Source organism: Novimethylophilus sp. (assembly GCF_036504375.1).
In the GTDB taxonomy this organism is placed as follows: Bacteria; Pseudomonadota; Gammaproteobacteria; order Burkholderiales; family Methylophilaceae; genus Novimethylophilus.
Map to the genome: position 1 here is coordinate 15,449 of NZ_DASXVH010000039.1, position 17,975 is coordinate 33,423.

Annotated in this window: 17 protein-coding genes; 7 read left to right on the plus strand and 10 right to left on the minus strand. The window is 60.8% G+C overall.

Annotated features, from left to right (window positions below):
* The first annotated feature begins 12 nt into the window (after window positions 1–12).
* The 4 genes from VGK14_RS05350 (at window position 13) to VGK14_RS05365 (ending at window position 2,217) form a co-directional block, all read left to right on the plus strand.
* Window positions 13–369, plus strand: coding sequence for an EamA family transporter (locus VGK14_RS05350; RefSeq protein WP_331507903.1), 357 nt, complete (start codon window positions 13–15; stop codon window positions 367–369).
* On the plus strand, window positions 366–749 hold the full coding sequence (locus tag VGK14_RS05355) for a DMT family transporter (protein ID WP_331507904.1): 384 nt from the start codon (window positions 366–368) through the stop codon (window positions 747–749). Before VGK14_RS05350 ends, VGK14_RS05355 begins: the two co-directional genes overlap by 4 nt.
* The gene (locus VGK14_RS05360; protein ID WP_331507905.1) at window positions 746–1,930 is read left to right on the plus strand and encodes a DegT/DnrJ/EryC1/StrS family aminotransferase; all 1,185 of its coding nucleotides are present in this window, start codon (window positions 746–748) and stop codon (window positions 1,928–1,930) included. Before VGK14_RS05355 ends, VGK14_RS05360 begins: the two co-directional genes overlap by 4 nt.
* 74 nt (window positions 1,931–2,004) lie before the next feature.
* Complete coding sequence (locus VGK14_RS05365; RefSeq protein ID WP_331507906.1) at window positions 2,005–2,217, plus strand: hypothetical protein; 213 nt, start codon at window positions 2,005–2,007, stop codon at window positions 2,215–2,217.
* Between the two features lie 83 nt (window positions 2,218–2,300).
* On the opposite strand, the gene VGK14_RS05370 is transcribed toward VGK14_RS05365, so the two are convergent.
* The 7 genes from VGK14_RS05370 to VGK14_RS05400 are packed head-to-tail and all read right to left on the minus strand — an operon-like array spanning window position 2,301 to window position 8,681.
* Window positions 2,301–3,170 (minus strand): arginase family protein, encoded by an 870-nt coding sequence (locus VGK14_RS05370; protein WP_331507908.1) that lies wholly within the window; start codon window positions 3,168–3,170, stop codon window positions 2,301–2,303.
* On the minus strand, window positions 3,149–4,207 hold the full coding sequence (locus VGK14_RS05375) for a GNAT family N-acetyltransferase (protein WP_331507910.1): 1,059 nt from the start codon (window positions 4,205–4,207) through the stop codon (window positions 3,149–3,151). The genes VGK14_RS05370 and VGK14_RS05375 overlap by 22 nt, the downstream gene beginning before the upstream one ends.
* A 4-nt stretch (window positions 4,208–4,211) precedes the next feature.
* A complete protein-coding gene (locus VGK14_RS05380; RefSeq protein ID WP_331507911.1) occupies window positions 4,212–5,447 on the minus strand; it encodes a beta-ketoacyl-[acyl-carrier-protein] synthase family protein in 1,236 nt (411 codons plus the stop codon).
* 4 nt (window positions 5,448–5,451) lie between these two features.
* The gene (locus VGK14_RS05385; RefSeq protein WP_331507913.1) at window positions 5,452–5,694 is read right to left on the minus strand and encodes an acyl carrier protein; all 243 of its coding nucleotides are present in this window, start codon (window positions 5,692–5,694) and stop codon (window positions 5,452–5,454) included.
* 12 nt (window positions 5,695–5,706) lie between these two features.
* Complete coding sequence (locus VGK14_RS05390; RefSeq protein ID WP_331507914.1) at window positions 5,707–6,567, minus strand: alpha/beta hydrolase; 861 nt, start codon at window positions 6,565–6,567, stop codon at window positions 5,707–5,709.
* Between the two features lie 35 nt (window positions 6,568–6,602).
* Complete coding sequence (locus VGK14_RS05395; RefSeq protein WP_331507915.1) at window positions 6,603–7,976, minus strand: aspartate aminotransferase family protein; 1,374 nt, start codon at window positions 7,974–7,976, stop codon at window positions 6,603–6,605.
* A 33-nt stretch (window positions 7,977–8,009) separates the two neighbouring features.
* Window positions 8,010–8,681: an MtnX-like HAD-IB family phosphatase gene (locus tag VGK14_RS05400; RefSeq protein ID WP_331507916.1), complete on the minus strand. Its 672-nt coding sequence runs from the start codon at window positions 8,679–8,681 to the stop codon at window positions 8,010–8,012.
* A 134-nt stretch (window positions 8,682–8,815) separates the two neighbouring features.
* Between VGK14_RS05400 and VGK14_RS05405 the strand changes: the two genes are divergently transcribed.
* Together VGK14_RS05405 and VGK14_RS05410 are read left to right on the plus strand one after the other, a co-directional pair.
* On the plus strand, window positions 8,816–9,487 hold the full coding sequence (locus tag VGK14_RS05405; protein WP_331507917.1) for a response regulator transcription factor: 672 nt from the start codon (window positions 8,816–8,818) through the stop codon (window positions 9,485–9,487).
* Window positions 9,480–10,880 carry a sensor histidine kinase N-terminal domain-containing protein gene (locus tag VGK14_RS05410; protein ID WP_331507918.1) on the plus strand — a complete coding sequence of 467 codons (1,401 nt, stop codon included), beginning with the start codon at window positions 9,480–9,482 and terminating at the stop codon, window positions 10,878–10,880. The genes VGK14_RS05405 and VGK14_RS05410 overlap by 8 nt, the downstream gene beginning before the upstream one ends.
* On the opposite strand, the gene VGK14_RS05415 is transcribed toward VGK14_RS05410, so the two are convergent.
* A complete protein-coding gene (locus VGK14_RS05415; RefSeq protein WP_331507919.1) occupies window positions 10,834–12,711 on the minus strand; it encodes a ribonuclease catalytic domain-containing protein in 1,878 nt (625 codons plus the stop codon). The genes VGK14_RS05410 and VGK14_RS05415 overlap by 47 nt on opposite strands.
* A gap of 218 nt (window positions 12,712–12,929) precedes the next feature.
* On the opposite strand from VGK14_RS05415, the gene VGK14_RS05420 reads away from it, so the two are divergent.
* Window positions 12,930–13,469 carry a hypothetical protein gene (locus tag VGK14_RS05420; RefSeq protein ID WP_331507920.1) on the plus strand — a complete coding sequence of 180 codons (540 nt, stop codon included), beginning with the start codon at window positions 12,930–12,932 and terminating at the stop codon, window positions 13,467–13,469.
* 98 nt (window positions 13,470–13,567) lie between these two features.
* Here the strand turns inward: VGK14_RS05420 and hrpA are convergent, their stop codons facing one another.
* Both hrpA and VGK14_RS05430 read right to left on the minus strand, forming a co-directional pair.
* On the minus strand, window positions 13,568–17,482 hold the full coding sequence (gene hrpA / locus VGK14_RS05425) for an ATP-dependent RNA helicase HrpA (RefSeq protein ID WP_331507921.1): 3,915 nt from the start codon (window positions 17,480–17,482) through the stop codon (window positions 13,568–13,570).
* Between the two features lie 83 nt (window positions 17,483–17,565).
* Window positions 17,566–17,975: hypothetical protein (locus tag VGK14_RS05430; protein ID WP_331507922.1), on the minus strand; the 410-nt coding region annotated here is incomplete at its 5' end.

Consider the following 17,975-nt stretch of genomic DNA (forward strand, 5'->3'; position numbering starts at 1 on the left):
ATACTGCCAACCTTGTCTCCGCTCGCCATTTTCTTCTGGATATTGAACATCACGCTGGACACCGCCGGCCATCTGGCCTTCAAGTCCGCGGCCATCGCCGAGCACGAAACCGAGTGGCAGCGCTGGAAAGTGATGCTGTCGTCGCTGCCGCTGTGGATAGGCATCGCCTGCTTTTGTCTGGAGTTCGTGGTCTGGCTGGCGCTGCTGTCGCTGGTGCCGCTGTCGCTGGGCATGCTGGTGGGCTCGATCAACGTCGTCATCGTGATGGTCGCGGGCAAGCTGCTGTTCAATGAGCGGCTGGACCGGATGCGGGTGGCGGGAATGTGGCTGATTACCCTTGGCGTCGCCCTGGCCGGGGGCTTCGCATGAGCACGCGCCGCTTCTACATCCTCGGCTTCGGCGCACTGATGCTGTTCGATACGCTGACGCAAGTCTCGTTCAAGCTGGCCTCCACCCATGCCGGCGAGTTTGTACTGAGTACCACCTGGCTGTGGGAGGTGTTCTTCAACCCGTGGATCTACGGCGCCGTCGTCGGCTACATCGGCGCTTTCATCACCTGGATGACGCTGCTCAAGCATGCGCCGGTCGGCCCCGCCTTCGCCGCGTCGCACCTCGAAGTCGTCACCGTGCTGGCGATTTCGGTGCTGTATTTCGGCGAACACCTGTCGGCGATGCAGGTCGTCGGCGGGCTGTTCATCGTGGCGGGGATCGTTTGTTTAAGCAAAAGCGAAGCGGAGCATCCGCATTGAGGGAGATACCCCCCACTGCCGGACTGCCGCTGACATGGCGCGACCTGCTCCCCGCCAGCGCCGATTTCGAGCGCGAACTGGCCGATTTTCTCGATATTCCCGCGGTACAGATCGAATGCTCCGGCACCGCCGCGCAGATCGTCACGCTCACCGCGCTCAAATGCACGAGTAATCGCCGCAAAGTCATCCTCCCCGCCTACACCTGTCCGCTGGTCGCGCTTGCCGTGCTGCATTGCGGCCTCACACCGGTGCTGTGCGACCTGCGCCCCGACCATTTCGACCTCGACCATGAACATCTCGCCGCGCTATGCGATGAAAACACGCTCGCCATCATCGCCACCCACCTCGGCGGCCGCGTGGCCGATCTCGCGCCGGTGCTGGAAATCGCCCATAACAGCCGGGCCTACGTCATCGAAGACGCCGCGCAATCGCTGGGCGCAACCTGGCAAAGCCAGCCGGTCGGCATGGCGGGCGACGCCGGGTTCTACAGTCTCGCGGTGGGCAAAGGGCTGACCACTTACGAAGGCGGCATTCTGCTGGCACGCGACGAAGCCCTGCGCCGCCGGCTGCGCGCCACCGCCGGCGAGATCGCCCCATTCAAATGGGGCTGGGAACTGCGCCGCAGCCTGGAATTGCTGGGCTATGCCGCGTTATACCAACCGTGGGGTCTGCCGCTGGCCTACGGCCTGCCGCTGCGCCGCGCCTTGAAGCGAGGCGAGCTGATCGAAGCCGTTGGCGACGATTTCTCCGATGACATCCCGCTGCATCGAGTCGGCCGCTGGCGCAAAGCCATCGGCGCCAGTGCGCTGCAACGCATGCCCGGCTTTCTGGCAATCTTGCGGCAACAGGCGGCGCAACGAATCGCAAAACTGGCCGCCATCCCCGGCATCACCGTCATCACCGACGCGCCGGACGGACAAGGCGTATGGCCGTTCTTCATGGTGCTGATGCCCACGCCAAAAGCGCGTGACGCTGCGCTGGGCAGGCTGTGGGCCGCGGGCCTGGGCGTGAGCCGTCTCTACATTCACGCCCTGCCGGATTATCCCTATCTTGCTGCGAAACTCGCCCAGCCCGAAATTCCCAATGCCCGCGATTTCGCCGCGCGCATGCTGACGATTTCCAACAGCCCGTGGCTGGGCGACAAGGATTTCGCGAACATCTGTTCCGAACTTAGAAGATAAGCTGATTGAGCCTGCCCATCGGGCGTATGATGAATTTCCGCCTGATCCAGGCTCAGACATACCCGGAGAGCAAGATGTCCACCCTAACCGAATCACTGAATCACGCAATTGCCGGGGACGAAGCGACTCTGCATCTTTCCAACGGCGACTCGTTCCGCGTCAAAGGCAATTTCGAAGCCGTGTCGGATCAGTTCATCAGCGTCAGCCTGTCGAACAACCCCGACAAAAAAGGCCACAAGATGGTGAACGTAAGCCATATCGTCAGCATTGATTGGTACACCAAATAGCCTGGTGAAAAGATCGCTTCTTTCGCATCGGAAAGGCAGCCGATGCGCTGGACAAATTGCTGACCCGCTCGTGGTCGCAGCCGTCAACCCGGCATCAACGATTCCAGCAATGCTTCATTGATCCGCTGATGCTGCGCCTGCCACTCTGCCAAATCCTCCTGCGGGATGGCCGGCTGGCCGTCCATCCCGCTTAATACCCGCTTGAACAGGCTGTTGTAGCGGTATGCGGAAACTTCCCCCACCACATCGACGGCGATGATGCGCTTTCCCACCAGACTAATCGCCTGCTGCAATTCCTCCACCCGCATCACGCCCTGGTCCCAGTTGGTGTGTGCGTCCTCCGGGGCGAGCACGTCCTTGTCTATCGAGAGGTAGATGGGTTCGGCAGTCGTGGCGATGGTTTCGGCGAACGCTTTCAGCAAGAGCTGCATCGAAGAAAACGAATGGCTGTGCTTGATGCCCAGCCGTTTCATCCAGCTTAAGTTCCGCCCCACGCACCAGTAGCGCACCTTATCCGCCATCAGCGGCCTCAAGTGGTTTTCCCAGGCGTGCGCAGCTTCGACGTCGGTAGACGTAATGCCCAGCACATGCACCTGCGCCACGAACGGCAAACGGCTGGCGTGCCACACCCAGGAGCCGCAGTGGATGCCGAAGGCATAGCGCATGTTGTCGGGATGGTTGTCGAACACGACGAGCTGAATCGGCTGGCCCAGGTTGCGATAGCGCTCCAGCAGCAGGCATGTGACATGATGATAATCGCCGCTGCCCATGAAAACGATGCGCGGCTGCTGCGCGAGCGCCAGCACGATGGCGGCCTGCAACCTGCGCAGGCTGCTCATGCGGCAGCCGAAGCGGATTTCCTCCTGCCACGTTCCGAGATCGATGCCGGTACTCCGGGACAGCGGCAGCACGGAGTCGTCGAAATTCAGGATCAGCGCGTCTGTTGGGTCCATTGGGCGTCGGATTCGAAAAATCGCTTGAAGGGTTTGAGCATATTCCTCACCAAGGGGTTGCGGATATGCACCGCATGCCGCGTCTGCGTGAACGAAGCCCCCAGCTGACGCTTGACTTCGGGATCGGTCCAGCCGGCGACGTAATGCGTGAGGCCGTGCTCCAGCGCGTACTGCAAATTGTGGAACCAGCTCACCATGTAGAGGTTGTGCCGGCGCGCCTGCGGGTAGCGGAAGCCGACGTATTTGTCGAGCAGCATGCCGTTGTGGACGAAGCACAGGTTGTAGCCGATCAGTTCCCCTTCGGCATGGTAAGCGAACACCACGCCGTTCAGCGCGGCATCCTGCAGCACGGCGCGGAAAAACTCCGGCGTGAGCAGGTCGAAATGAATTTCGCTTTGCGCGAATACTTCCAGGTAGAGCGCATAGTAATGCCGCAACGTCGCCTCGTCGAAAAAGCAGGCATCGCCGGTGGGAATGGCCGCGACTTCCAGTTCGGCGCGTGATTTCAGCTTGCGTTTCAGGTCTTTGCGGCGCGCCTTGGACATGCGCGCAAGAAATTCTTCGGTATCGGCGAAATCCAGCGGCACATAGGCCAGCGATTGCCCCTCGACCAGGATGAATCCGTGATCGCCGCAGGCATGCATCAACTCGCGGCTACGGGCGAATGCGGCTGCGCCCACCAGCACCCCCTCGGCCGGAATATCCTTTACGATGACGAACCCATGCTCGGGCAAGGCGTGCTGCAACAGCTCGCGCAGAAACTGGTTGGGATCGATGGCCGGCAGCGGCGCATATTCGGTGCAGGTGGCACCGACGAAGCAGGTATGAGGCCGCAGCCAGCACCGCCAGGCACGGGAGAACGGCAGGGTTTCCAGTCTGCGCCGGTCTGCGGGCTCCATCGTGGTGAGCAGATCGAACGGCGTGGAAAAAACCGGAATGCCGCGCGCCAGCGTGCCAACGCTGAATCCCTGCGGAGGATGGTCGAGAAAATGCTCGATCAGGCGGCCGGGCTCGATCAGGTTGTCAATAGCCGTCAACCCGCTAGTCCACCCTGCTGGCGATGAGGACTCCGCTGGTGCCGCCGAAAGCGAACGAATTGGACATCACGTGGCGCAACGGCACGCCTCTACGGCCGACATTCGGCACGTAATCGAGGTCGCAGGCGGGGTCTGGATTTTGCAGGTTGATCGTCGGCGGCACTGCGCCATGCGTCAGCGCCAGCACGCAGGCGACGAATTCCACCGCCGAGGTCGCACCCATCAGGTGTCCGTGCATGGATTTGGTGGAGCTGACCGGAATGTTTGGCGCATGCTCGCCGAACGCCAGCTTGATCGCCGCGGTTTCGGCCGGATCGTTGAGCGGCGTGCCGGTGCCGTGGGCGTTGATATAGCCGATCTCGGACGGAATCAGCCCGGCGCAATGCAGCGCGGCGCGCATCGCAGCGGCCTGCCCTGCCGGAGACGGCTGGGTAATGTGGCTGGAATCGTTGCCGGAGCCGTAGCCCGTCAACTCGGCATAGATGTGCGCGCCTCTAAGCTTGGCGAGTTCCATGTCTTCCAGCACCACGATGGCCGAGCCTTCACCCAGCACCAGGCCGCTACGGTCGGCGGCGAACGGCTTGCAGGAGGCGCTCGCGTTGCCCTTGTCCTCGCTAGCCAGCGCCCGCAGCGCTTCCCAGGCCTTAATGGTGCCGAAAGTCAGCAATGCTTCGGCACCGCCCGCGAGCATGACGTCCGCATAGCCGTGGCGCACCTGATGGAAGGCTTCGCCGATGGCAATGCTGGAGGAGGAACACGCGGTCGAATAAGTCAGGTTGGCGCCTGTCAGGCCGTATTCCAGGCCGATCTGCGAGGCGGCGGCGTTGTTCATTGCCATCAATACGGTAAACGGTTTCAAGCGTTCGGCACTGTCGCGATAGAGGCGCACATAACCTTCTTCCACCGAGGCCGCGCCGCCCATGCCGGTGCCGAGGTAGACGCCCATGCGCGACTTGTCGACCCGCTCCATATCGAGACCGGCGTCAATGATCGCCTGGCCAGCCGCATAGAGCGCGAACTGGCTGACACGGTCCAGGCTGGAAGCCTTGTGCTTGGTAAAATGCTGCAGCGGGTCGAATTCCGCCTGCGCGGCAATTTTGGTATCCAGGCGCTCGGCAAAATCGGCCTCTATGCGGCGGATGCCGGATTTGCCAGCCATCAAGGCATTGAAGAATATCTCCGGGGTATTGCCCAGCGGGGAAACCAGCCCCAGGCCGGTGATGGCAACGCGGCGTGTCATGCGGCTAAACCTTCCCTTGTGCGGCCCGCAGCTTGTCGATCAGGTTGACTACGTCCTGCACGGTCTTGATTTCCACCTGCTCGTTGGGCACCTTGATGCCGAACTTCTCCTCGGCGCTGAAAATGATGTCGAAGGTATCTAGCGAGTCGATTTCCAGCGTTTCGAACGTCGCCTCCGGGGTGATCTCGGCAGGGTCTTTCTCGAATTTTTCGACAATGATGTCGCGCAGCGTTGCAAACGTATCCATAAGTTTTCCTTTTTATGCGGCTAGCGGCTGGTGCAATGCACATTTCTTGAAAAAATCCGCCATGCGGCAGGCAATGTCGTCCCTGCGCTTGTCCAGCGTCAACACATGGTAGGTGTCGTCGACGAAGAAAGTTTCGATTTTGTCCGAGGATATCCGCCGCGCGACGTAGTGCGCATTCTTCACGCTCGCCATATCGTCTTCGGTGGAATGCACGATCAGCGCCGGCGAGTGCACCTTGGGCAACGCCTTGCGGGCAGCCTTGATCAGGCGCGTACTTTCCTTGATGGTCACCGCCGGAGTGCTGAAAATGCCCACTTTTTCGGCGGCCAGCGCATCGCGATTTTCCAGCACGGCATGTACCAGCGCACGGGTGCGCTCGCACTTGATGCCGTAGGGCGGGGTTTCCTCCCACGACAGGAAATGCTTGAGCGGCGTATGCAGCACGATGGGCAGAAATAATTTGCGCTTCAGCCTTGGCATGTTCCAGCCGTCATAGAAAAATGTCGTGGACAGCAAGCCCAGGCCATTCACCCGCTGGCCTTTTTCCTCGGCCAGCTTGAGCGCGATCAGCGCCCCCATCGACAGGCCGGACACATAAACCCGAAGATGCTCCTGCTTGAGCGCCTCGAACGCGCGCTCGATGGTACCGTACCAATCCTGCCATTTCGAACGCTTGAGCTCGCCCACGCTGCCGCAATGCCCGGCCAGCTGCGGGCACATCACGCTGAAGCCTTTTTTCATCAGGCGCTTGCCGATATGTCGCATTTCCGCCGGCGTACCGGTCAGACCATGCACCAGCAGCACGACATCTTCGCCGCGCTTGTCGTAAAAGCCCGTAGGGCCGAGGCAGTCTTGTATAGAGGTCGTCGTCATATCCAAAAGTTTATATTAACCCCGTGGTTCAATCTTTACTCCGCACCGCAGCGACGCAGCAGCATTTCGAACAAATGAATGCCAAGGTCGATTTCTTCCTCGGTAATCATCAGCGAAGGCGCCAGCGTGATGACGTTCTTCTGGTAGCCACCGATATCCAGCACCAGGCCGTATTTCTTGTCACCCACCAGCAAGTCGCCCTTCAGCCCCTCGTTGAACATGCGGTCGGCCAGTTCACGACTGGGAGTGTAGCCGTCTTTCTGGCACAGCTCGATGCGCAGCGCCAGCCCCAGGCCGCTGACGTCGCCCACCACTTTCCAGCGCGACTTGAGCTCCTGGATGCGCTGGAGGAAGTAGGCGCCGCGTTCGCGGATGGCCGGTTCGAAATCGTTTTCCTGCGTCATCTTCATGACTTCCAGCGCAACCGAGGTGCCGAGCGGATTGGAAGCAAACGTGGAGTGCGTGGAGCCAGGCGGGAATTTCTCCGGTGAGATCAGTTCTTCGCGCGCCCAGATGCCGGACAGAGGATTGAGACCATTGGTGATGGCTTTGCCGAACACGAAGATATCGGGAACGATGCCGAAGTTTTCCCACGACCACAGCTTGCCGGTACGGTACACGCCCATCTGGATTTCGTCCGCCACCAGCAGGATGTTACGCTCTTTAAGGCTCTTGGCCAGTTTGGCCATATAACCTTGCGGCGGGATGATGTAGCCACCCGTGCCCTGCACCGGCTCGATGTAGAACGCGCCGAATTCGCACTGTTTGGACTTTTCATCCCAGAACGACTGGTATTCGGTTTCGAACAGCTTTTCGAATTCCTTGTGGCAGTAGGTGTCGCAGGTTTCCACTTTCATGTCATAGGGGCAGCGGAAACAGTAGGGATACGGCACGAAATGCGCCCGGTCGGCAAAATTGCCGAAACGGCGACGATAGCGATAGCTGGAAGTGATCGCGGAAGCGCCCAGCGTACGGCCGTGGTAGCCGCCCATGAAGGCGAACTGGTGGGTCTTGCCGGTGTGGTTACGGACAACCTTCAACGAATCTTCCACCGCCTGCGCGCCGCCGACGTTGAAATGCACGCGGCCTTTGACGCCGTGCTTGTCTTCCATGTACTTGCAGATGATTTCCGCCAGGTCGACCTTTTCCTTGTGCAGATACTGGCTCGCCAGCTGCGGCAGCGTGTCAATCTGCTTCCTCAGGGCATCGCTGATGCGCTTGTTCTTGTAGCCGAAATTCACCGCCGAGTACCACATCTGCCAGTCCAGGTAAGGCGTGCCGTGCTCGTCGAACAGGAAGCTGCCTTCGCAGCCCTCGAACACCTTGGGCGGATCGGCGTAATTGACGGTATCGCCGTGCGAGCAATACTTGTTGTTCTTGTCGAGAATTTCGATGATCTTCTGATCCATGTTCAAACATTCCAAAAATAGCAATTAGAAACTTCAGGCGAGCATCTGGGCAACGTGCTGCGGCGCCTCGTGCGGCCATTTCCTGACTTTGGCGAGCACGTCGGCGAAAGTCTGGAAACGATGGTAGGCGATGCGCTCCTGCTCGCAATGCCTGACCAGCGAACCCTTGGCGAAAACGACATCGGCGCTCCTGGCGAGACAAGCATCGGACTTGCCGTCGCCGATCAACACCACGGGGCCGCCGGCATCCTGCGCAAGATCGCGCGCGACGGCGCATTTGCATACGCCATTGCCGGCACTGCAGGAAGCGTTCCGATGCGGCCAGGAGATATCAATGCCGTCCGGCACGAAATGCAGCTTGTTGGCGAATACCCGCAGTTCGGGCAAGGCCGCATTCTTCATCGCGACCTTGATCGCGTGGTCGAGGCCGTCGCTGACGATGGCCACTTCGGAAAATTGGCTGACATGCTTGTAGAACGGCAAAAAGCTGGCGTCGAGCTGAATGCCGCGGAAGAAACTTTCCAGCGTGACGTGATCGGCTTCCACCATACGCAACTGCTTTTGCATACACTGCACAGCTGTGATGTGCCCGTCCAGCCACTCCTGCTCCACGGTTTCCCATTCGGGCCCGGCAAAGCGTTCCAGCATGGCGTCCACGGTGTCCCGCACGGATAACGTGCCGTCGAAATCGATCACGAAAAGCATGGTTTTTCTGTACCTGGAATAGTGACAGGTTGGAGCATAATACGATGCTCTTACAGATTACTTACAGCTTAGAAAGCGAAATGTAAGCAGCCGGGCTTACCATAGCCCGGTGAATTCGATGCTGAAAACCATATATGCGCATACTGCTGATAGAGGATGACAGGGTACTGGGCGATGCGATGATGCGCTCGCTGCAGCAGGTCGGCTATGCCGTGGATTGGGCACGCGACGGCAAGGCGGCGGATCTGGCGCTGCGGGACCAGGTTTACGATCTGACGCTACTCGATCTGGGGCTACCGCAGCTGGACGGGTTTGAAGTGCTGCGGCGGCTGCGCAGCCGGCGTTCCAGCCTGCCGGTGCTGATCGTCACCGCGCGCGACTCGCTGGACGACCGCATCAAGGGGCTGGATCTCGGCGCCGACGACTATGTGCTCAAACCGTTCGACATGCCGGAGCTGCTGGCGCGTGCCCGGGCACATATCCGTCGAGCACAGGCCGCGCCGACGACCGAAATCCTCTACGGCCCCCTGATGTACGATACGGCGACGCGCATGGTCAGGATATCCGGCGAACCATTCAATCTGTCGGCGCGCGAACTGGGCATTCTGGAGACCCTGCTGATGAAAACCGGCAAGGTCATCACCAAGGAATTGCTGGTGGAAAAACTGTGCAACTGGGATGAAGTCCTGGGCAGCAATGCGATCGAGGTCTACGTGCATCGCCTGCGCAAGAAACTGCAGCCGCACGGCATCGACATCAGCACGGTACGCGGGCTGGGCTATATGCTGGAGAAACCGGATGCGTAAATCGCTGCGGCGCACGCTGCTGCTATGGCTGCTGGTACCGCTGCTGCTGCTGTTCAGCCTGGGCACTGTAATGGTTTACCAGCTGGCATTGAATTATTCGGAAGACGCCTATGACCGCGCACTGCATGACTCGGCCAGCGACATCCTGTTTCTGGCCAAGGAGTCCTTTAAAAACAAAGGCCGCATCGAGTTGCCGCACTCGGTACACGAGATTTTGCTAGCCGACCAATACGACAAGACTTATTTCAGCATTCTGGACAAACACGGCAAGCTGCTGGCCGGTGACGGCAGGCTTTCGGTACCCGTCATTGATTCCGACGACGAAGACGGCACCGCCTATTACGACGACGTCATCAACGATGAAGAAATCCGGGTGATCGCCACGGAATTCAATATGACTGAAGACGGGCAGCAGCACACCTGGCGCATCCTGGTGGGCGAAACCCGCAACAAGCGCGACGGACTGGCGAGAGACATCCTCACCGGATTCGTCGTGCCCCAGGCCATTATCATCCTGCTTGCCGCAGGGCTGGTCGTGCTCGGTGTGCGGCGCGGGCTGGCCCCGCTGGAAGAGCTGCGCGAATCCCTGACGCATCGCTCGCACAACGACATGCGCCCGCTGAACACCCCCAACGTGCCCGTCGAAGTGCAGCCGCTGATGCGGGAAATCAACGGCCTGCTGGTCCGGCTGGAGTCGGTATTCGAAGCCCAGAAACGCTTTATCGCCGATGCCGCCCACCAGTTGCGCACCCCATTGGCGGGTTTGACTGCGCAAACCGACCTCGCCCGGGCACAGGACAACCCGCCGCAAACCCAGCATGCGCTCGATCAGATCAAGATTGTTTCCACACGCCTCAACCATGCTGTCAGTCAGTTGCTGTCGCTGGCGCGCAACGAGCCGGGTGCCGATAAATCGTTGAATCTGCAGGCGCTGGACCTGAACGAATTCGGGCGGATTGCCACGCTGGAATGGATAGAACAGGCAATCGAGCGCAACATTGACCTCGGCTTCGATGCGCCGTCGACACCGTCTATCATTACCGCCGATGCCATGCGGCTGAGGGAGTTGCTCGATAATCTGATCGATAACGCGCTGCGCTATTGCCCGCCGGGAAGCAGGGTCACAGTCCGCATCGGGAATGGCCCCACCTTATGCGTGGAAGACACCGGCCCCGGCATTCCTGAGGAAGAACGCACTCGCATCTTCGATCGCTTCCATCGTCTGCTGGGCACCGATACCGACGGCAACGGCCTGGGATTGGCCATCGTCAAGGAAATCGCCGATTTGCATGGCGCGGTCGTGGAGGTCGAAGCGGCGGCCGGTGGACGCGGCGCGCTGTTCCGGGTCAGGTTTCCGGCTGCCCGCTCTCCAACCCCACGTTTTCCAGCTTAGCCACAAATTTGCAGCTGAGTTCCATCAGCAACGGATCGACTCTTTCCACTTTCAGCCGCACGCGTTCACCGGCCGCCAGTTCCGGCAGGCTGTGCACCTTGGTGACGGTGGGAATGCCATCCAGCCGTACCAGGTTCTCGCGCCATACCATGGCATCGACTTCCTGCAGATTTTCCTGGATCAGGTACTGCAAGCACCAGTAGCGCTCCATGCGCTGCTGGAATTCGTTATAGGCGTTATAGGCCAGATCGAAATCGCGCATCGCGGTGGTCAGCGCTTCGCTGCCTTTGTTATAGGCCGGTTCCGTCCCTTGCAGCAGCGCGATCATCTGGCGCTGGTTGATCAAATCCACCGCGCGCCGGAGTGGCGACGTGCTCCACGCATACTGCGCGACGCCTAAGCCCTGGTGCGGTTCGGCATTGACGGTCATGAACACCTTGCCGCCGGTCTGCGCGCGGTAGATGCCGGGCATGCCATTCTCGGCCAGCAGGCCGCCCCAGTGCGCGTTGGCGTAAATCATCAGCTCCGCCACCAGCTTGTCCATCGGTGAGCCGCGCTTGCGTTCGGTGATGCGCACGCGGCCGTTTTCGACGTAGAAGTTGTAATCCACCTGCGGCGCGCGATTGGGGTCGTACTTGCCGCGCCCTTTCTCCATCGCCTCCGCCAACTGGTGCAGCGCCAACAGGCGCTCCCAGTGCGTATGGCCGCTGGATTCAATCAGCGTGTCCTCGTTGAAGTGCGGTTCCAGCGTATCGTGGCGCAGGTTCTCGGCGATTTTCACCATCTCCACCCGGCTGTCGTTGGCGACTATTTCGAGTTCCGGCGTCACTTCCAGATATAAGGACAATGCCGGACGCCACTGGCCTGCCAGCAGGCTGAAAGGCTCGATGGCGGTTTCCGGCAGCATGGTGATCTTGTTGCCCGGCATGTAGACCGTAGACAACCGCTTCAAGGCTATCACATCGAGCTCCGACCCCGGCAGGATGCCGAGTGCGGGCGCGGCAATATGAATGCCGACCCGATGATTTCCGTTGTCCAAGCTGGTGATCGAGAACGCGTCGTCGATCTCGGTCGTCGTGCTGTCGTCGATGCTGAACGCCTCGACATCCGCCTGCGGCAAGCCCTCCGGCAGCGCAATCGATGCGTGCTCGGGGAAAGCGATTCCACCGGGAAACTGCTCGCGCAGAAAGGCGCCGAAATGGTAATCGTGCGCCGACGGCACCGCGCCGCAGGCCTCCAGCAGCTTGAGGTGCGACATGCCGGTTGCCGCCGCGGCCTCGTCCAGCGCTTTCCATTCCAGCGTGTTCTTGTCGGGCTCGTAGACCAGCATATCGAGCCTGGCCGGCGTTTCCCCGAATTCCGGCGGCAGCCGGTGCGCCTTCAGCTGCTCCACGTATTCGGCAATTTTCTCGGCCTGCAAGCGCTTGCGTTCCTGCGCCGCCAGCGCGGCCTTTAAATTTTCTTCCGGCGCGGCTTTGTAGCGGCCTTTGCCCTTGCGGTAGAAATACATCGGCGCGGCATGCAGGCTGATCGCCGTCGCCGCCGCTTCAAGCGGGTTCGGCACGTGGCCGTAGTAGTCGCGCGCCAACTCCTCGAAGCCGAATTCGTCCTCGCCGCAGCACTGCCACAGGAAATCGGTCTCCAGCGTCGCGGCTTCCGCCTGCGCTTTCTCCATGAACCCCGCCAGCGCACCGTCGAATTTCAGCAGCACATTGGCCGCCTTGATCTTGGAGCGCTTGCCGCTGGCCGCCTCCACCTGCAACGAACCGGGGTTCTCGGCCATGACCGATGCGACCTTGAAACTGCCTTCTTCTTCGTAAAATACGTTCATTACTTCCCAACATTTTTGCGTAAGCCGCATTTTACCGTGGATCGGCCCAATCCAATCCATCAACGACAAGAGAGATCATGCACTCTCCTCGACTTCAGCCATCGCTGGTGCCAGTTTGTCGACTATCAGCCATTGTTCCAAAAGTGCACAAGACCTTTTTATTCAGCAGGTGTAAGCTTGCAAATACTGTAATCAGGAAATCAAGGAGGGCAATAACCATGCGCGTGACGATTCGCAAGCTTGTATTTGGCTTTGTGCTGTGTGCAGCACCTTTCTTCTGCATGGCGGTATATGCGAAGGATGGCGTTGCGGTGGTCAACGAGGACACACGCATTCCAGTCATGCTGCGACCCAACGAGCACACCCGCGTGCTCAATGACATGCGTCAATACCTGAGAGGGCTGCAGGAGATGTTCTCGGCACTCGAAGTAGATGACATAGCGAAAGTTGCCGCTACCGCGCGTGCGCTCGGCAGCATCAATATCTACAATTCCAAGCTCATGTTCCCGACGAAGTCGGCAGTCAGGTTCCGCGAACTTTCGGCGCACGTACATGTGGATTTCGAAAGCCTCGCCGATGACATGGAAAAACTCAAAGACTCCCAGGACGCCGCCATCGCCACCAAGGACATCATGGGACAGCTTTCGCAAACAATGAAAAAATGCGTCTCCTGCCATGAGTCCTACCGCCTTACCAACAGTCCGCACTCAGGTTCGGAGACGATGGGCGACATCCAGGACCAGGACAAGGCGCCGTGATCCGGGGCAACCGTTAGCCGACCACACCAGGCGGCGCACGGGGGCCTCAGGCATTGCCTTAGCGTCAGGAGGTTAGTCCCCCCCAGCATGCGATCCCCTTACCCCAATTCCGACCAAATCTTCTCCAGCCTCTTCACAGAAACCGGAAACGGCGTTTTCAGTTCCTGCGCGAACAGCGATACGCGCAGCTCTTCGATCAGCCAGCGGAAGTCCTGCAGGGATGCAGTGTCCTTGCCGGCTTTGTTCTGCGCTTCCAGACGCTGCTCATAACGATTCCACAACGTAGCGATGCCCTGCGCATGGCGGGCATCGCGCTCGGGCGCCGCGGGGTATTTTTCCAGCCGCAGCCGCAACGCCTTGAGGTAGCGCGGCAGGTGTTGCAGGCGCTCCCACGGGGTGAATGATACAAAATTCCTGCACAGCAACCTGCCCAGCTGCTCCTCGATTTCATGTTTGAGGCGCGCCATCGGCGGCGGCAGGCCGTTGAGCCTGGCGGTCAGCGGCTGGTATTCGGCGGCGATGGCCTGCGCCAGCCGCGTCGCCCCTTCCGTCACCGCAGGCAAACGGGTGCGGGCGCGCTGCTTCTGCGTCATGAATTCCCGGTTGCTGCGCGGCAATTCGTCTTCGCCAATGAACGCGCGGTCGGCGATTGCGGTAAGCATGTCTTCCTGCAGTTCGTCCGGGTTCATCACGTTGCGTAACTGTAATGCGTATTGCGTAAAGCCGGGCAGGCCTTTCGCCAGTTGCTTCATCTGCTCCTTCAGCTCGAAACGCATCAGGCGGCGCACGCCGGCGCGGTGCGACGCCTGCGCCGCGCCTTCGATATCGAACAGCCGTACCGCGACCGAGTCGATGCAGTCTTCCAGCGCCGGGTAGCCGGTGAGTCGCTGGCCGTTGCGGGTGAAATCGAGCTTTCGGGGCAGATCGCCGAAATCCCACTGCTTGATGCCTTCGCGCTCGATGCCGGGCGAGGCATCGCGGAAGGTCAGTTGCGCGGCTTGCCCCAGTTGGGTTTTCAGCGCGCGCCAGTCGCGCCCCATTGCCAGCTCGCGGCCGGCGTCGTCCACCACGCGAAAATTCATCAGGTGGTGCTCGGGAATTTTTTCGCCGCCCCAATCCGCAGGTGAAATAGCGAGGCCGGTGCGCGCCTTGACGAATTCGGCCAGCGCTTCGATGATGGACTTCCCGCCCGGCTTTGCCTGCTCGAGAAAACCGGTCACGAACTCCGGCACCGGCACGCAAACCCGGCGGAAAGTCTTGGGCAGCGCCTTGATCAGATAGGTGATTTTGTCGCGCACCATGCCCGGCACCAGCCAGTCCGCGGGCGTCAGGTCGAGCTGGTTAAGCAGCGCCAGCGGCACGGTGGCAGTCACGCCGTCCAGCGGGTGGCCCGGCTCGAAACGGTATTTCAGCGGCAGCATTGTGCCGCCCAGCGCCAGGTTTTCCGGAAACTGTGCCTCCGTCACGCCCGCGGCACCGTGGCGCATCAGGGCTTCGCGCGTCAGGTACAGCAGGCGGGGATTGTCCTGCTCGGCGTCCTTGCGCCATTTCTCGAAGCCGCTGCCGTTGACGATGCCGGCCGGGATCATCGCGTCGTAAAAGGCGAACAGCTGGTGCTCGTCCACCAGCACATCCTGCCGCCGCGCCTTGTGCTCCAGCTCCTCGACTTCTGCAATAAGTTTGCGGTTGTGCTCGAAGAACGGTGCGCGGGTGTCGAACTCCATCGCCGCCAGCGCTTCGCGGATGAATATTTCGCGCGATTCCTTGGGATCGATCGGCCCGTAGTGCACGCGCCGTTTGGGCACGATGGTGAGGCCGTACAGCGTCACCCGCTCCCAGGCCGAAACCTGCGCCAATTTGCGGTCCCAGCGCGGATCGGAATAGTGGCTCTGCGCCAGGCCCTGCGCCAGCGGCTCTATCCAGTCCGGCTCGATCTTCGCCACGCTGCGCGCATAGAGCCTGGCGGTTTCCATCAGTTCGGCGGCGATGATCCACTTGGGCCTGGCTTTCTTCAATCCGGAGCCGGGGGAGATTGCGAACTTGATGCCGCGCGCGCCCAGATAGGCGTCGCTGTCGCCGTCCTTGAAGCCGATATTGCCCAAGAGCCCGGCCAGCAGGGCGCGATGCACCTGGTCGTATGCGGCCGGGATTTCATTGCTGCGGAAGCCCATCTCGGCGACGATGCCGGCCAGCTGCCCGTGCAGTTCGCGCCACTCCTTGAGGCGCAGAAACGACAGGAAATGGTCGTGGCATTCCTTGACCAGCAGGCGGTTGGATTTCTTGTGCTTGAGCGCTTCGTCGTAGAACTCCCACAGCTTCAGAAAGCCGAGAAAATCCGAGCGCTCGTCGGTAAAGCGCGCGTGCGCGCGGTCGGCGGCTTCGCGCTTGTCCATCGGACGCTCACGCGGGTCCTGGATCGCCAGCGCACTGGCGATGATGAGGATTTCCGTGAGGCAGTTTTCCGCCTTCGCCGCCAGCAGCATGCGGCCCACCTTGGGGTCCAAAGGCAGTTTGGCGAGCTGGCTGCCGACGTTGGTCAGCCGGCGCTCCGCATCCACCGCACCCAGCTCCTGCAGCAGCTGATAGCCGTCGGCTACCAGACGCGCAGACGGCGCTTCGATGAACGGGAAATCGTCCACCGCGCCCAGCTTGAGCGCGGCCATGCGCAGGATGACAGAAGCCAGGGAACTGCGCAGGATTTCCGGCTCGGTGAATTCGGGCCGCTCGTCGAAGTCCTGCTCGGCATACAGCCTGACGCAGACGCCGTTGGACACGCGCCCGCAGCGGCCGGCTCTTTGTCTTGCGGCCGCCTGCGAAATCTTTTCGATCTGCAATTGCTCGACCTTGGCACGCGGGCTGTAGCGATTGACTCGCGCCAACCCGCTATCGACCACATACTTGACGCCCGGCACGGTGAGCGAGGTTTCCGCGACATTGGTCGCCAGCACGATGCGTCGCCCGCCGGAGGGCCGGAACACGCGCTGCTGGTCTTCCAGCGACAGGCGCGCGAACAGCGGCAGGATTTCCGCGCCGGGCGGGTGATGCTTTCTTAAATGTTCGGCGGTATCGCGAATTTCGCGCTCGCCCGGCAGGAACACCAGGATATCGCCGCCGCCCAGGCGCGACAGGTCGTCCACGGCGTCGAGGATGGCCTCCTCCATCTTCTCTTCGCGCTCGTCCTCCTCGGTTTCCTGCAACGGGCGATAGCGCACTTCCACCGGATAGGTGCGGCCGGATACCTCGATCACCGGCGCGCCGTCGAAGTGGCGCGAAAAGCGCTCCGCGTCTATCGTCGCCGAGGTGATGATGACCTTGAGGTCGGGGCGCCTGGGCAGCAGCTGCTTGACGTAGCCAAGCAGGAAATCGATGTTGAGACTGCGCTCGTGCGCCTCGTCGATGATCAGCGTGTCGTAGGCATCGAGGAAACGGTCGCCCTGGGTTTCGGCCAGCAGGATGCCATCGGTCATCAGCTTGATGTAGGTATTGCCGGAGAGCTTGTCGGTGAACCTGACCTTGTATCCCACCGCATGGCCCAGCGGCGATTGGAGTTCGCTGGCGATGCGCGCGGCCACCGAGCGTGCGGCGATGCGGCGCGGCTGGGTGTGGCCTATCATGCCGGCAATGCCGCGTTTCAGCTCCAGGCAGATTTTGGGCAGCTGCGTGGTCTTGCCGGAGCCGGTTTCGCCGCAGACGATCACTACCTGGTGCCGCGCTATCGCCGCGGCGATGTCGGCCTTTTTCTGGTTGACCGGCAGTTCGTCGGCAAACTCCGGCTGGGGCAGACTTTGCATCCTGGCCTGCACCCTGGCCGTGGATACCCGCATCTGCGCCGCGATCCCCGCCAGCAGCTGGTCGATTCTGTTCCGGTCCGACGGTTTATTCTGTTCGAGCCATGTCCGCGCCTGCTGCAGCTGGCGGCGCAGTGCGGGGCGCTCGGCCTGCATGCAAAAGGACAATTGCGCTTGCAGCTGGGAGACGGTCTGGCGGGAGGAAAGCGTTGAAGGCTGAGTCATAGGCTGGCGCGATTTTATCATGCGTCTGGCCTCAAGCCGGGCGTGATGCCTGTCAGAAACCTGGAACCTGTTTCAGCAGGTTCTTAATTGCGCTGGAACCTTACCCGGCAGCCGGCATCGCCGGTGCAAAGATAGGCGCGCACCAGCTGCTGCGGCCGCTCTTCCTGCCAGGAAGTCTCATACGGTTCGTTGTAAACGGGAATGAACCAGAAATTGGCAAATTCGAACTTGTCGCCGAACAGCTGAAATAGATGTTCCAGTTCTTCCCTGCCTGCTCCGGCATCGAAACGGGCGCGAAACTGCTCCATGATTTCGTGGTCGCCAGCGTTGGTTTCAGGTTCCCGCCACTCGCGAGAATCGGTATCCAGGACACAGCGTATATAAAACGTCTCGGCCGAGACGATCCAGCATAGCCACGAGGTTGCGCGACTGGCCTGCTGCTGGGCAGGAGCCGCTTGAACCGGCAAGGCGACCAGGCAAAAACAGGCCACAA